The sequence below is a fragment of the Corynebacterium sp. genome, from assembly GCF_030532325.1.
Taxonomy (GTDB): Bacteria; Actinomycetota; Actinomycetes; order Mycobacteriales; family Mycobacteriaceae; genus Corynebacterium.
The window spans coordinates 23,517-36,234 of the sequence record NZ_JAUNLS010000013.1 but is presented as its reverse complement, the minus strand read 5'-3'; the positions used below and the strand labels follow the sequence as shown (position 1 = coordinate 36,234).

The window sequence follows — 12,718 nt, the reverse complement described above, 5'->3', positions numbered from 1 at the left end:
TGCAGGAATTAGAAAGGCAGCTTGCGGAAGATCGCCTGCGGGATGAATTTGAACGCCAGGGAGACGTACTCAAACAGCGGGTGGACAAAGATGGACTGCTTGCCGTCGATGACGGCCTGGTAGGTGGCCTCGGCCACGTCCTTGACGTTGACGGTCAGCGGGGCCTCGCCGGCATCGGCGGACATCTTGGTGCGCACCTGGCCCGGGCGGACCACCAGCACCGAGGCGCCGGAGCCGCGCAGGGCCTCGCCCAGGTTGATGAAAAAGCCGTCCACGCCGGCCTTGGAGGCGCCGTAGACAAAGTTGGAGCGGCGCACGCGCATGCCCGCCACGGAGGACAGCGCCACGATGGTGCCGTGGCCCTGCTGCTTGAAGCGCTGGCCCAGCAGCACGCCCAGGGAGACCGGGGCGGTGTAGTTGGTCTGCGCGGAGGCCACCGCGGCCTCCTGATCCTGCCAGAGCTGCTCCTGGTCCCCGAGGGTGCCGAAGGCGATGATGGCGACGTCGACGTCGCCGCGCTCCCACGCCTGCTTGACGACGCCCGGGTGGCCGGCGAAGTCCGTCGCGTCAAAGTCGATCACCTCGACGTCGGCGCCGCGGGATTCCAGGGTGGACGTGGCGTCGTCGATGCGCGGGGAGTCGGCGCGGGCGGCCAGGGTGACCTTAGCCGGGCCGTGCTCGAGGAATTCCTCGACGATGCCCAGGCCGATCTCGGAGGTGCCGCCGAGAAGAAGGATGTGCTGTGCTTGGCCTACTGCGTTAAGCATGGTGGTGTTCCTTTCTTGTAGTGCACTTCTTGAAGTGCACTCTTTTAGTGCAGCTCGAGGCGGCGGGACATATCGGAGGCGAAGACGCCGGTGGGGTCGATTTCGTTGCGGGTCTTGAGCCAGCCCTCCATGCCCGGGTACATCTTGTGGAAGTTCTCGGCGCTGGTGCGGGACTCCTTGGCCAGGTAGAGGCGGCCGCCGAACTCCATGACGCGCTTGTCCAGATCGTCGAGGAAGGAATCCAAGCCCGGCTTGATGGGGAAGTCCACGCAGACGTTCCAGCCCGGCATTGGGTAAGACAGCGGGGCCTTGTTGCCCGGGCCGAAGAGCTTGAAGACGTTGAGCGCGGAGTAGTGGCCGGAGCGCTGCATGTCGCGGATGATGTCCTTGAAGGGCTCCACGGCGTCCATCGGCACGACGAACTGGTACTGCAGGAAGCCCTTGGAGCCGTAGCCGCGGTTCCACTCGCCGATGAGATCCAGCGGCTGGTAGAACTGCGTGAGGTTCTTGATCTGGTTACGCGCCGGGGCGCCCATCATGTAGTAGGCCTCGCCGATGGCCATGAGGGTGAGCTTGTTCATGGTGAAGTTGGGGAAGATATCCGGCACCGTCATCAGCTGCGGGGCGTTGAACTTCAGCGGATCCTTGGCCAGCTTCGGGGCGAGCTCCTCGAGCTGCGCCAGGGTGGCCAGGCTGCCGCGGGAGATGGTGGAGCGGCCCAGCTTCGGCTCCGGGGAGATCACGTCGAACCACGCGGAGGAATAGGTGTAGTTGTGCTCCGAGCCATCCGAGTGGAAGGCGATGGTCTCATCCAGGTTGCTCGTGCGGTCAGTATCTGCGATGAAGTAGGCGGTCTCCGTCTTGGTCATCTTGATCTGCGCGCGCAGGATGATGCCGGTCAGGCCCATGCCGCCGACGGTGGCCCAGAAGAGGGTGCCCTCCGGGTCATCCGCGGAGCCCTCCGGGGTGAGGTGGAGCACGCGGCCGTCGGCCACGAGCAGCTCCATGGAGACCACGTGGTTGCCAAAGGAACCCGCGGAGTGGTGGTTCTTGCCGTGGATGTCCGGGCCGATGGCGCCGCCGATGGTGACCTGGCGGGTGCCGGGCAGGACGGGGACCCACAGGCCGTAGGGCAGGGCGGCCTTCATGAGCTGGTCTAGGGTGACGCCGCCGTCGACGTCGACAATGCCGGATTCCGGATCGATGGAATGGATCTTGTTGAGGGCCTGCATGTCGATGACGAGGCCGCCGCCGTTTTGGGCGGGGTCGCCGTAGGAGCGGCCCATGCCGCGGGCGATGACGCCGCGGCGCAGGTGATCGGGCTTGTCGGAGTTGTCGTCAGCGACCTGCGCGACGGCCTTCTTGATGACTTCGACGTCCTCGGTGACAAGGACATGGGCGGTCGACGGTGCGGTACGTCCCCAACCGTGCAGGGACTTTTCGGTGGTATGTAGTTCCATCACTTACTCTTTGCTCGACGAACTGTATCGTTGTCCAAGCCTACCCACCCGGGCCCTCCGGTGACGGAGACGACACTAGTGATATTCGGTACAAAACGGACGTTCGTCCTGCCCGAATGTGTGAGAACGTGCGCGTTTAGTAGAGGTCCATGATGTCGCGGATCTCCTTCGGCAGCTCCTCCTGCGAGGTGATCTCCGGGCCCTCGTACTCGCGCAGGATCTGGTAGACCCTGCCGCGCGAGGCGGAATCCAGGATGGGCAACTCCTCCGCGATGAGCCGGGTCATGAACCCGTTGAGCGGGGTGCTCGTGTGCTCGGTGGCCAGGAAGTGGCCGCTGCGCTTGTCCTCTTCCGCGCGCTCGTCCTGGGCGGCGCGCTGCACCGGGGTGAGGTGCTCTTTCTTGCTGGAGTACATGCTTGTCAGCCTACCGGGCAGGCAAAAATGCGTATGGTGGGGCCCATGAGCTCCACGGTCACATACATCGGGCGCGACGCCGCCACGGTGACGTTGGCGCGCGAACCGCTCACCATCATCTGCCAAGTCTCCACCGTGCACACCGATATTGAGGTGCACCGCCAGATCGGCTTCTCCGATGCGCTGACCTTTGACGAGCTGCACCGGGTGCTCTCCGTCTGCTTTGGCCTGCCCGCGGAGGATTCGCCCTGGCACTTCTTCGAGCACATCGACGCCCGCGGGCGCCGCATCAACCCTCAGCACCAGGTCTCCGAGTTCCTGTGGCGCGAGGGCGATCAGATCGACTACGCCTGGGGCCTGTGGGACTTCGAGCTGGTCGTCGCGGAGATCTACCCGCGTGACGCGGGCACGCCCGAAGCGCTCTGCGTGGGCGGCTCCGGTTCCTTTGACACTCCCTTCGACATCACCTCCATCAACGCCGAGCTCACCGGTCAGGAGATCATCGACGAGGTCCTCGAGTTGGTCGTCGCCCCGGTGCGCGCCATCATCGAGCGCACCAAGCTCTATGACTTCGTCCCCCTGCTCCAGGCCCTGGACCTGCAGCGCGGAGTGGAATCGATTCCCGAGCTGCGCAGCCTGCCGCGGGAGGTGACCACCGAGGGCCGCGACGCCTTCTGGTCCATGTTGCTGGCGCTGTCCTGCATGGGCGGGCGCGAGCTCACCGACTCCGTGGCGGAGACCACCATGGCGGCCCTGGGCTGGGTGGCTGATGACGGCACCGATCTCAGCGGGGAGGAGATCCGCCGGATGTGCGCGGCATCGCTGGGAGTCCTGGAAGATCTGGGCGCCTACGGGCCCCACGCCGCCGCGCCGGTGGACCGCCTCGACGTTTACCGCGCCGTGCTGCGCAGGTAGAGTGTGTCCGCGTGACTGATAATTCCGTAGAGGTCCACCGCTCCTCAGAGGCGTCGCTCAAGACGCAGCTCGTTCGGTTTGTCTCGGTGGGTGTGTTCACGGCGGCCATCGATTACGGCCTGACCCTGCTGCTGACCTACCTTGGCCTGCACCGCTCGGCGGCGAAGGCGATTGGCTGGGTCTTTGGCACCATCGCCGCCTACATTGCCAACGCGCGCTGGACCTTCGGCTCCAAGGTCTCCGGCCGTACCGCCGGTGCCGTGGCCGCGCTGTACATCTCCACCTTCGCGGTGCAGAACTTCCTCTACTGGGTGCTCAACGCGCCGCTGATCTCCCTCGGTTTTGAGGGCGCGGTGAAGGACACCATCGCCTTTGTCATCGCCCAGGGCGTGGCCACCGTGACCAACTTTGCCATCCAGCGCGTCTTCATCTTTAAGGGCAAGTAACCCATGACGCAGTCGCTGCGCGTGCAGGGCGCCAAGTTCGCCCTCACGGGAGCGATCTCCGCCGTCATCGACGCCTCCGTGACCTGGGTCCTACAGATTGGCCTGGGCGTGCTTGGCGACGTCTCCTCCCGCACCGGCGGCTTCATCTGCGGCACGCTGACCGCCTACCTGCTCAACCGACGCTGGACGTTTAAGGCCAAGGCCTCGCTGCGCAGGCTCGGCGCTGTGATCTTGACGTACACGCTGACCTACGTCATCAACATCGCCATCTACCGGCGCGCGTTTCCCTTCTTTGATCACTCGCTGGACTGGCCGTCCTCGTGGGCGCTGGTCGCGGCCTTTGCGCTGGCGCAGGGCACGGCCACCGTCATCAACTTCTTCGTGCAGCGCTGGTTCATCTTCCGCCAGACACGCAAGTCCTTCGAGGTGCCCTAACTCCTGCGGAAGTCCTCCTTGCGGCCCCTGTTGTGCAGGCGCAGCCACTCGAGGAATCCCTTCGGGTCATGGCGCTGGACCAGGAAGAACCAGCCGAAGCGCGCGAACTCCTGGGGCAGCAGCTTGCGCATGCCGCGCTGCCAGAGCAGGTAGCCGCGGTTGCGGTAGGTAAAGAAGCGCTTGAACTCGCCCTCGGGGTACTGGGTGTGCATCCTGCCGCCGAGGATGGGCTTGAACTCGTCGGAGCCGTCCGGGTGGAGGTAGCTGGTGGTTAGCGCGGTGCCGAAGCTCAAGCCCGAATTGGCCAGGCGGCGGTGGTACTCCACTTCGTCGCCCCGGATGAACAGGCGGTAATCCGGCACGCCGATGACCTCCATGGCCTCGGCGGAGATGAGCGCCCCGTTAAAGAGGGAGGCGATGCCGGGCAGGAAATCCCCCTCGAGCTCGCGCATGTAGCGGCGCCACACCAGGCCTTGGCGCAGGGGAAAGGCCAGCTTGCCTGGCTCGTCGATGTTGCACACCGCCGGGGAGACCTCGTGCAGCCCGTGCTTTTCTGCCACCCGGTAGAGCTCCTCGAGCACTCCGTGATCGGCGGGGCGGCCGTCGTCGTCGGCGCACCAGACGGCGTCGGCACCCAGCGCCAGGGCGGTGAGGAAGCCGAGCGCGAAGCCGCCGGCGCCGCCCAAGTTGGTTTTGGAAGGTACGTACACGGCGCGCTGGCCGGCGAGTTCCTCCACGAGGTCCTGGACGGCGGACTCCGCGCCGTTGTCCACCACGATGACCCACTGCACGGGGTGGGTTTGGTTCACTACCTGCTCCAACGACGCCCGAAGGAGATCAACGCGACGGTGAGTAACAATAACGGCAGCCGTGGACCCGGCGGTGCTCAAGGTGGCAGTCATGCGCTCTATTCTGCCACCCGGGCGTGAGCCCCTAGACTTGTGACATGGATTTGCAGAAAATGTGGCCGCCCTTTGGCCTGAGCATCACCGCCCGCGACGATGAGCATGAGATCACCCTGCGCGTTCTGCGCGATGAGGACATCTGCGCGATCCACGGCGTGACTCCGGAGGAGATCTACGGCCCGGACGTGCCGGTGTACGCCTTTCCCTGGCTCTTTGCGGCGCCAAGCCCCGCCTTCCGCTGGGCCCACCGTGCCGAATTTGGCCCGGAAAAGTGGTCCCTGGACTTGGGCGTGTTCTACCGCAACCAGATCATCGGTGTGGTGGACATGCGGGCCGAGGACTTCAAGAACGCCCGCGCGATTGAGACCGGCTCCTGGCTCTACCACCGCGAGCAGGGCAAGGGCCTGGGCACGCTGGTGCGCCACGCTGTGGCGGGCTTTGCCTTCCGCTACCTGGAGGCCACCAGCCTGCACACCAGCTGGGTGGAAGGCAATGCGGCTTCCGAGCGCGTCTCGGCGAAGGTGGGCTACACAGTCACCGGGGAAAGCACCGAGCCCTCCGGACCGCAGAAGCAACCGATGCCGACGAAGACCGCACGACTCGACCGCGACTCCTACCAGCCCGGCGCCCGCGTGGTGGCCACGGGGCTGACCTTTGAGCTGCGCACGATGCTCGGCGTGCAGTAGCTCCTTTCTCAGCTCTTCCCCTCAGCCCGCCAAAAGTCTGAACCTGGAAAGCTGAACCTCACGGTCGCGCACTGCCCTGCTTGCCGACGCCCTTCTCCCCACCTGCAGGTTCATCCATCCAGGTTCAGCTTTTTGTGATGGAAGGGCTAAAAACAACAAGAGCCCCAACCCATGCGGGTCGGAGCCGTTGTGTTTAAAGCCGTGTCAGCTTAGAGCTGCGGGAGGGAAACGCCCGGGATCATGCCGTTCTGCACTGCGAAAGCAGCGGTGCCCAGGACGGCAGCGGCGATGCCGACGCCCCACAGGATGTCAGCGGTGGTGCCGAACTGGTAGCCCTCCTTGAAGTCGTTCTTGTAGGAAGAGCCGTAGAAGTTCTTAAACGCCTCGGACGAACCCGGGTTCTGTTCGTGGACTTCAGAGCTTCCCTTGTAGGAGCCGTAGTGAGGATCGGAGAAGACGCTCTTGTTGATAGCGTCTACGAACGCATCCTCCCAGGTGGCAGCGGACGCGGTTGCGGTGGACAGGGAGAGCGCAGCTGCGACAGCAACGACGCCAGCGGTGAGACGCTTCATGAGAGGCGCCTTAGAGAGAGGTAAAGAAAAGGTGCGAACGTATTTAATACCGTTTCACTTGTGAAGTAAAGAGCTTTCGTCAAAATATGTCTGACCGTGCACCCATATGGGGGAATGGCCTAGGCGAAATTGCTGGACATGGTCGGTGTGGGGCCATTGCAAGCAGGGGGCAGAAACTCCGGAAAGTACGCCGCTATTTGGGACTGCGCAACATGGATCTTCTTGGTTTGCGGAAGGGTTCCTTAATGAACGCTTACTGAAAACGGGAAAGTTCGATTTAGGCCGAGAAAACATAAGAAGCTCCAGCCGCTGGAGGCTGGAGCTGGGGTTGGATAGGGTTTAGGGGCTTTGTTCCGATCGGTTGAAAATGGAACCAGCTTAGAAGGGGAGCTTGAAGCCCGGGATCATGCCGCTCTGGGATACGAAGGATGCGACGCCGAGGATGGCGGCGGTGATGCCGAAGCCCCACAGGATGTCGGCGGTGGTGCCCCGGGGGTAATCATTCTCGCCGTCGTTGTCGTAAGACGATCCGTAGAACTTGTCCCAGGACTCGGACGATCCGTCGTTCTTATCCATGGCATCGGAGCTGGACTCGTAGGAGCCGTCGTGGGCGTCGGACATTCCGTCGCCGTCCTTGTCGGTGGTCGGCTTGTTCTCGCCGGCGGAGGAGTTGCTGTCCGTGCCGCCGTTGTTGGAGGAGCCTTCGTCGGCAGCGAAGGCCGGGCTCACGGACAGGGACAGTGCGGTGGCAACAGCGACCACACCAGCGGTCAGACGCTTGGTCATAATGTTCTCCTTTGATAGGGGATTAGGGGCATGTGTGAGCCACACTACATGGCAACAAGCGTCATAAGGTTAACAATAGGTGAACTTTGGCTGGCAAAACGAAATAGCTTGACCTAGGCCTCGCTGGCCTCGTCCTCACCGGGGACTGCGTCCTCGTTCTCAAAGCGGCGGCGCAGGTCACGCACGTACTCGCCCACCTCGGGGCCCTCGTATTGACCCACCACGTCGGAGACCTCACCGGCGGCGCGGATGGTGCCGTGGTCGATCCACAGCGCGGTATCGCACAGCTGCGCCAGGAAGTCATTGGAGTGAGACGCAAAGACCAGAATGCCGGAGCGCTTCACTAGCTCCTGCAAGCGCACGCGGGCCTTGGCCATGAAGGCGGCGTCGACGGCGCCGATGCCTTCGTCGAGAAGCAGGATCTCCGGCTCAATGGAGGTCACCACGCCCAGTGCAAGGCGCACGCGCATGCCGGTGGAGTAGGTGCGCAGGGGCATCGCCAAGTAATCGCCCAGCTCAGAGAACTCGGCAATCTCATCCATCTTGGCCTTCATCTGCTTGATGGTCTGGCCCAGGAAGAGGCCGCGGATGATGATGTTGTCGTAGCCGGAGACCTCCGGATCCATGCCCACGCCCAGGTCAAAGACCGGGGCCACGCGCCCGCGGACGTCGGCAGATCCGCGGGTGGGCTCGTAGATGCCGGAGAGCAAGCGCAGCAGCGTGGACTTGCCGGCGCCGTTGTGGCCCACCAGGCCCACGCGGTCGCCTTCGCGCAGGTGCAGGTTGATATCCTTGAGGGCCTCGACCACCACGGTCTTGTCGGCGTTCTGGCCAATCGCACCACCGGCGGTGGAGAGCATGGCCTTCTTCAGGGAGCGGGACTTGGCATCAAAGATGGGAAAGTCCACGCAGGCGTTATAAGTATCGATGGAAACCATGGTGCTCCTTTTAGACCCAGTAGCTCACACGGAAGCGCCATTGGCGCATGGCCAGCCCGGCAATGAGCAGGCCAATGACAGTGCAGGCAAGAACAATCAGCCAGTGGTAGCCGGCCACGGGCTGACCGATCATCGGGGCGCGGACGATCTCCATGTAGTGGTAAAGCGGATTGATCTCAGCGATGCGAGCGCGCTCAGCCACGGCGCCGCCCTGATCCTTGAGAGTGTTGGTCATCCACACAATCGGGGTGACGTAGAACAGCAGCTGGGTCAGGGCCTCAAGCAGCGGGGCGACGTCGCGGAAGCGGGTGGCAACGATGCCAAAGAACATGGCCACCCACACGCCGTTGACCAGCAGCAGCCCCAGCGCCGGGATGAAGAGGAAGAACTCCCAGCCCAGGTGCCGCGGGAAGATGATGATGAGCAGCAGCCAGATGATGAGGTTGTGGCCCAAGAAGAGCGTCTGGCGCCACACTAGGCGGTAGACATGGACCGAGAGCGGCGCGGGGAGCTGCTTGATGAGGCCCTCGTTGTCGATGAAGACGGTGGCGCCTTCCTTGATGGCCCCGGAGATGAAGTTCCACATGATGAGGCCCACGGTGACGTGGGGAAGGAACTCGGCCACGGGGATTTGGAAGAGCATGGAGTACAACAGGCCCAGAGCCGCAGCCATCACGCCGGTGGCGATGGTGATCCAGAAGGGGCCGAGGACGGAGCGGCGGTAGCGCTGCTTGATGTCCTGGAGGCCGAGCATGAACCACAACTCGTGCTGCCTTGCGCCCTGCAGGAGGTCGGCAAAGGCGGCCTTCATCGTCATTGATTGAGACGCCGGGGCGTTGCCGCTTTCAGGGGCGGCGATCATGCGGGCGACGTCCTCACGCAGGTCTTTGTTGTCTTGCACGAAAAACACCCTAGCGCGCATGCTGGGCAAACACCTATCCACACGCCGCGCGGCCAAGCAAAAGGGGTGTTAGCAGGGAAAATGCCGGTTTAGGAATCGTGGCCTAAAGGCGTATAGAGTAAGGGGTCGACCGCCGAAATTCAGGCTTAAAGGAAGGTTTCTGATGCCACTAGGCTTGCCGGATCAGTACGATGTCGCCAGCGTGCGGGGTCTTTACACTGGGCTGTCTGATGGCTGGACCTACCTCAATGCCCACGCCGCGCCGCAGATTGCAGAGCGCGTCGCCGCGGGCGTGGCCCGTTCCTTCCGTACCTCCGCTGCGGTGGCCGCCCAGGAAGAGATGGTGGGCGCGCACTCGGCGCAGAGAACTCCCGGCCAGTTGGAGGGCGCGGCGACCTATGAGGAAGCCCGCCGCGCGGTGGCGGATCTGGTCGGCTCCCGCGCGGAGTGCGTGGTGCTGGGTCCCTCCCTGCCGGTGCTCTACCAGTCACTGTCCCGCGCGCTGCGCCCGCTCATCCGCCGCAATTCCTCGGTGGTGCTCTCCAAGCTCGATCCGCCGGCGCTCTATTCGGCTTTCACTGAGGTCGATGCCACCGTGCGCTGGGCGCAGCCGGATCTGGGCACCGGGGAGCTGCCTGCCTTCCAGTTTGCGGAGCTTGTTGACGGCTCCACGCGCCTCGTAGTCTTCTCCGCCGCGCACGAGCTGCTGGGCACCGTGGCTCCCACCGCGGAGATCCTCGGCCACGTTCACGAGCGCTCCCGTGCGTGGGCGCTTGTCGACGTCACCGCGCTCGCGCCCTACCGCCCCCTGGACTTCGATGACTTCGGTGCGGACATCCTTGGCGTCGACTTGGGTCTGCTGGGCGGCCCGCAACTCGCAGCGCTGGTGTTCCGCGATACCGCGATGTTCCGCCGCCTCGATGCACTAAGCCCCGACAAGGCCGGGGACACGGCCGCAAAGCTGGAAACTCCGGTTTCGCCCGGCCTGGCCGGTGGGGTGGGCCCGCTGGTGGATCACCTGGCGGTGCTGGCCGGCGGGGAGCGCGGCTCGCGCCGGGTGCGCCTGGCGCGCTCACTGGAGCGGCTCAATGACTACATGGATGACCTGCGCGCGGATCTCTACACACTGCTGGGCACCCTACCGGCCGTGCACATCCTTGGCGTGACGGGGGAGGCCGCCGCGGGCGCCTCGGAGGATCGCTTGCCACGCCTGACCTTCGCGGTGCGCGGCGTTCCCGCCGAGGTGGTGCACCGCCGGCTCTTTGATAACGGGCTGGTGACCACCGTGGCCCCGCGTAGCCCGCTGCTCAGCGAGATGGGCGTGGAGGAGATCGGCGGCGCGGTGACCGTGGCGCTGGGGCCTTTTAATACCCGCCACGATATCGAGCACCTCACCCGCGTGGTGGCCTCCCTGGCTTAGTTGGCTTAACCCACTTCGAGGACGAGCGTGCCGGTGACCTCGCCGGAGTCGAGGGCTTTGTGGGCCTGGGCGGCGTCGACAAGCGGGAAGGTGCCGTGGAGGTGGTGGGTGACGCTGCCCTCCTCCAGCCAGGGCCACACGTTGGCCACGGTATCGGCGACGATGGCAGCCTTTTCCTCCGCCGAGCGCGAGCGCAGCGTGGTGCCCTGCAGGGTGAGGCGCTTGGACACCATGACGCCTATGTTGAGCTCCGCCTTGGTGCCGCCCTGCATGCCGATGGTGACCATGTGGCCGCCGGGGGCCAGTGCCTTGAGGTTCTGCTTGAGGTACTTCGCGCCGATGATGTCGAGGACCACATCGCACTGGTTCTTGAGCTCCTCGGCGAAGTCCTGCTCCTTGTAATTGATGAGGATGTCTGCGCCCAGCTTCTTGCAGGTCTCCAGCTTTTCCGCGGAACCGGCGGTCACCGCCACCGTGGCGCCCAGCTGCTTGGCCACCTGGATGGCGAAGGTCCCGATGCCGCCCGCGCCACCGTGAATGAGCACGGTCTGCCCGGCGGAGAGCCTGGCCTCCATGGCGAGGTTGGACCACACGGTGCAGGCCACCTCGATGACCGCGGCGGTCTCGGTGAGGCTGAAGCCCTTCGGCACGGGCAGCACCTGGCCGGCGGGCACGGCGACGTACTCGGCGTAGCCACCACCGGCGAGCAGCACGCCCACCTGGGTTCCCTCCTCGAAGTCCGTGCCGTTGGCGTCGACGATTTCTCCCGCGGCCTCCAAGCCCAGGATCTCGGAGGCGCCCTCCGGCGGCGGGTAGTGCCCGCGGGTCTGCAGCAAGTCGGCGCGGTTAACGCCGGCGGCGCGGATCTTGACTAGGACCTCCCCGGGCTGCAGCAGGGGAGTGTCTACCTCACCGAGCTCTAGGGAATGTGGATCTTCAGGGTTGGTGTGAACGATGGCTTTCATGGCCACCACCCTACAGAAACCCCGAAAGAAACCACTGAAAAATCCACCGAATGAAAGGCCCCATTGAAGTGTTTTATAGTTTGGATTTTTGGCCGGTCAGAGGCCTAAAATGGGAGTAGCAAAGAGATTTTTTGATTGACAATTTCATTCATCTCTCGGGCATAGGAGTATGTCATGCGTTCTCGTCTCTTTGCTGTATTCACCGCCGCGGCCCTCGCCATGGCCCCGCTGCAGGCCAGCGCGGATCCCGCCCCGGTCACCGGCGTGGAGATCAATCACCCGCTGTCCCAGGCCGTTGCCGTGAAGGCCACGTTTGACTTCAACGATGGCCGTGTGGGCTTCGACGCCGCCCGTCAGCTGCGCGGTGAGATGTGGGACATCAATCCGCTCTGGAATGGGCAGCGGCTTCGCGAGGCCGCCTCCTCCCACGGCCTCAACACCAAGCAGAAGTACATGGATGCGCTTATTTACGACGCCGGCCTGTCCAAGATCGCCGTGCAGCGCGCGGTGGAGGCCTCGAAGAAGTTTGAGCACGCGCGTACCGCGAACAACTACTGCCAGCTGGGCGCGCCGAGCGCCTGTCGCGCTGAGGCTACCGCCACCATCAACGGCCGCGGCGGCTGGGGCAACAACCTGGCTGCCGGCTATGGCTCCATGCGCGCGACCGTACTCGACGGCTGGGGCCACGGTGAGCTGGCTGCACTGAATGCGGCGAACGGCCGCTTCAACGGGGCCAATGGGCACTTGTACCAGCTGCTCAACCCGGATAACCGCTACATGGGCTTCGGCTTTGTCTCGGTGCCCGGCTCGACGTACGGTACGGCCGCGGCCTCGACCTTTGCCAATGGGCCCACGACCGTAACCTCGGCGCCAGCAGGCCGGCAGACGGTGTACCTTTACCGCGCGGCCGAAGGCGCTGAGCGCCCCACGGGAATCGTCGGCAATAGAATACCGCTGATTCGGTTCTGACTGCCCGCGTCTAGTAATCTGTTCTCGTTGCGCTGCAGCCGTGGCGCAGCGAGGAGACGTGGCAGAGCGGCCGAATGCACCGGTCTTGAAAACCGGCGAGGTTTATCCCTCCGAGGGTTCAAATCCCTCCGTCTCCGC

At 64.3% G+C, this 12,718-nt stretch carries 15 protein-coding genes and 1 tRNA gene; 7 read left to right on the top strand and 9 right to left on the bottom strand.

The window, feature by feature from the left end; all coding sequences use genetic code 11:
• Positions 1–8 precede the first annotated feature (8 nt).
• The 3 genes from Q4E25_RS08065 to Q4E25_RS08055 form a co-directional block, all read right to left on the bottom strand.
• On the bottom strand, positions 9–767 hold the full coding sequence (locus tag Q4E25_RS08065; protein WP_303156210.1) for a decaprenylphospho-beta-D-erythro-pentofuranosid-2-ulose 2-reductase: 759 nt from the start codon (positions 765–767) through the stop codon (positions 9–11).
• Positions 768–811: 44 nt separating this feature from the next.
• On the bottom strand, positions 812–2,227 hold the full coding sequence (locus tag Q4E25_RS08060) for an FAD-binding oxidoreductase (protein ID WP_303156270.1): 1,416 nt from the start codon (positions 2,225–2,227) through the stop codon (positions 812–814).
• Positions 2,228–2,363: 136 nt separating this feature from the next.
• On the bottom strand, positions 2,364–2,642 hold the full coding sequence (locus Q4E25_RS08055) for a hypothetical protein (protein ID WP_303156209.1): 279 nt from the start codon (positions 2,640–2,642) through the stop codon (positions 2,364–2,366).
• Between the two features lie 33 nt (positions 2,643–2,675).
• Here Q4E25_RS08055 and Q4E25_RS08050 point away from each other — a divergent pair, with 33 nt between their 5' ends.
• The 3 genes from Q4E25_RS08050 to Q4E25_RS08040 are packed head-to-tail and all read left to right on the top strand — an operon-like array spanning position 2,676 to position 4,438.
• Positions 2,676–3,557, top strand: coding sequence for a hypothetical protein (locus Q4E25_RS08050; protein WP_303156207.1), 882 nt, complete (start codon positions 2,676–2,678; stop codon positions 3,555–3,557).
• Positions 3,558–3,568: 11 nt separating this feature from the next.
• Positions 3,569–4,003 carry a GtrA family protein gene (locus Q4E25_RS08045; RefSeq protein WP_303156206.1) on the top strand — a complete coding sequence of 145 codons (435 nt, stop codon included), beginning with the start codon at positions 3,569–3,571 and terminating at the stop codon, positions 4,001–4,003.
• A 3-nt stretch (positions 4,004–4,006) separates the two neighbouring features.
• Entirely contained in the window at positions 4,007–4,438 is a 432-nt protein-coding gene (locus Q4E25_RS08040) for a GtrA family protein (protein WP_303156204.1), read from the top strand.
• Here the strand turns inward: Q4E25_RS08040 and Q4E25_RS08035 are convergent.
• A complete protein-coding gene (locus Q4E25_RS08035) occupies positions 4,435–5,340 on the bottom strand; it encodes a glycosyltransferase (RefSeq protein WP_303156202.1) in 906 nt (301 codons plus the stop codon). The two genes, Q4E25_RS08040 and Q4E25_RS08035, sit on opposite strands and share 4 nt — an antisense overlap.
• A gap of 44 nt (positions 5,341–5,384) precedes the next feature.
• Between Q4E25_RS08035 and Q4E25_RS08030 the strand changes: the two genes are divergently transcribed.
• The gene (locus tag Q4E25_RS08030; RefSeq protein ID WP_303156200.1) at positions 5,385–6,029 is read left to right on the top strand and encodes a GNAT family N-acetyltransferase; all 645 of its coding nucleotides are present in this window, start codon (positions 5,385–5,387) and stop codon (positions 6,027–6,029) included.
• Positions 6,030–6,238: 209 nt separating this feature from the next.
• Here the strand turns inward: Q4E25_RS08030 and Q4E25_RS08025 are convergent, their stop codons facing one another.
• The 4 genes from Q4E25_RS08025 to Q4E25_RS08010 all read right to left on the bottom strand — a co-directional run bounded on the left by Q4E25_RS08025 (position 6,239) and on the right by Q4E25_RS08010 (position 9,187).
• Positions 6,239–6,601, bottom strand: a complete 363-nt coding sequence (locus Q4E25_RS08025) for a hypothetical protein (protein WP_303156198.1) — start codon at positions 6,599–6,601, stop codon at positions 6,239–6,241.
• A gap of 378 nt (positions 6,602–6,979) precedes the next feature.
• The gene (locus Q4E25_RS08020) at positions 6,980–7,387 is read right to left on the bottom strand and encodes a hypothetical protein (RefSeq protein WP_303156196.1); all 408 of its coding nucleotides are present in this window, start codon (positions 7,385–7,387) and stop codon (positions 6,980–6,982) included.
• Positions 7,388–7,500: 113 nt separating this feature from the next.
• Positions 7,501–8,325: an ABC transporter ATP-binding protein gene (locus Q4E25_RS08015; protein ID WP_303156194.1), complete on the bottom strand. Its 825-nt coding sequence runs from the start codon at positions 8,323–8,325 to the stop codon at positions 7,501–7,503.
• A 10-nt stretch (positions 8,326–8,335) separates the two neighbouring features.
• On the bottom strand, positions 8,336–9,187 hold the full coding sequence (locus Q4E25_RS08010; protein ID WP_303156269.1) for an ABC transporter permease: 852 nt from the start codon (positions 9,185–9,187) through the stop codon (positions 8,336–8,338).
• 202 nt (positions 9,188–9,389) lie between these two features.
• On the opposite strand from Q4E25_RS08010, the gene Q4E25_RS08005 reads away from it, so the two are divergent.
• The gene (locus tag Q4E25_RS08005) at positions 9,390–10,646 is read left to right on the top strand and encodes an aminotransferase class V-fold PLP-dependent enzyme (protein ID WP_303156192.1); all 1,257 of its coding nucleotides are present in this window, start codon (positions 9,390–9,392) and stop codon (positions 10,644–10,646) included.
• Between the two features lie 5 nt (positions 10,647–10,651).
• Here Q4E25_RS08005 and Q4E25_RS08000 read toward each other — a convergent pair whose 3' ends face one another.
• Positions 10,652–11,611, bottom strand: coding sequence for an NAD(P)H-quinone oxidoreductase (locus tag Q4E25_RS08000; RefSeq protein ID WP_303156190.1), 960 nt, complete (start codon positions 11,609–11,611; stop codon positions 10,652–10,654).
• A 174-nt stretch (positions 11,612–11,785) separates the two neighbouring features.
• On the opposite strand from Q4E25_RS08000, the gene Q4E25_RS07995 reads away from it, so the two are divergent.
• Complete coding sequence (locus Q4E25_RS07995) at positions 11,786–12,580, top strand: CAP domain-containing protein (RefSeq protein ID WP_303156188.1); 795 nt, start codon at positions 11,786–11,788, stop codon at positions 12,578–12,580.
• Positions 12,581–12,632: 52 nt separating this feature from the next.
• Positions 12,633–12,717: transfer RNA gene (locus Q4E25_RS07990), tRNA-Ser, on the top strand.
• The last annotated feature ends 1 nt before the right edge of the window (position 12,718 follow it).

What these genes read in the sequence shown, in the direction of transcription:
- Q4E25_RS08065 (WP_303156210.1), bottom strand. Translation starts at nt 767, where the DNA reads ATGCTTAACGCAGTAGGCCAAGCACAGCACATCCTTCTTCTCGGCGGC.
- Q4E25_RS08060 (WP_303156270.1), bottom strand. Translation starts at nt 2,227, where the DNA reads ATGGAACTACATACCACCGAAAAGTCCCTGCACGGTTGGGGACGTACC.
- Q4E25_RS08055 (WP_303156209.1), bottom strand. Translation starts at nt 2,642, where the DNA reads ATGTACTCCAGCAAGAAAGAGCACCTCACCCCGGTGCAGCGCGCCGCC.
- Q4E25_RS08050 (WP_303156207.1), top strand. Translation starts at nt 2,676, where the DNA reads ATGGTGGGGCCCATGAGCTCCACGGTCACATACATCGGGCGCGACGCC.
- Q4E25_RS08040 (WP_303156204.1), top strand. Translation starts at nt 4,007, where the DNA reads ATGACGCAGTCGCTGCGCGTGCAGGGCGCCAAGTTCGCCCTCACGGGA.
- Q4E25_RS08035 (WP_303156202.1), bottom strand. Translation starts at nt 5,340, where the DNA reads ATGACTGCCACCTTGAGCACCGCCGGGTCCACGGCTGCCGTTATTGTT.
- Q4E25_RS08030 (WP_303156200.1), top strand. Translation starts at nt 5,385, where the DNA reads ATGGATTTGCAGAAAATGTGGCCGCCCTTTGGCCTGAGCATCACCGCC.
- Q4E25_RS08025 (WP_303156198.1), bottom strand. Translation starts at nt 6,601, where the DNA reads ATGAAGCGTCTCACCGCTGGCGTCGTTGCTGTCGCAGCTGCGCTCTCC.
- Q4E25_RS08020 (WP_303156196.1), bottom strand. Translation starts at nt 7,387, where the DNA reads ATGACCAAGCGTCTGACCGCTGGTGTGGTCGCTGTTGCCACCGCACTG.
- Q4E25_RS08015 (WP_303156194.1), bottom strand. Translation starts at nt 8,325, where the DNA reads ATGGTTTCCATCGATACTTATAACGCCTGCGTGGACTTTCCCATCTTT.
- Q4E25_RS08010 (WP_303156269.1), bottom strand. Translation starts at nt 9,187, where the DNA reads ATGATCGCCGCCCCTGAAAGCGGCAACGCCCCGGCGTCTCAATCAATG.
- Q4E25_RS08005 (WP_303156192.1), top strand. Translation starts at nt 9,390, where the DNA reads ATGCCACTAGGCTTGCCGGATCAGTACGATGTCGCCAGCGTGCGGGGT.
- Q4E25_RS08000 (WP_303156190.1), bottom strand. Translation starts at nt 11,611, where the DNA reads ATGAAAGCCATCGTTCACACCAACCCTGAAGATCCACATTCCCTAGAG.
- Q4E25_RS07995 (WP_303156188.1), top strand. Translation starts at nt 11,786, where the DNA reads ATGCGTTCTCGTCTCTTTGCTGTATTCACCGCCGCGGCCCTCGCCATG.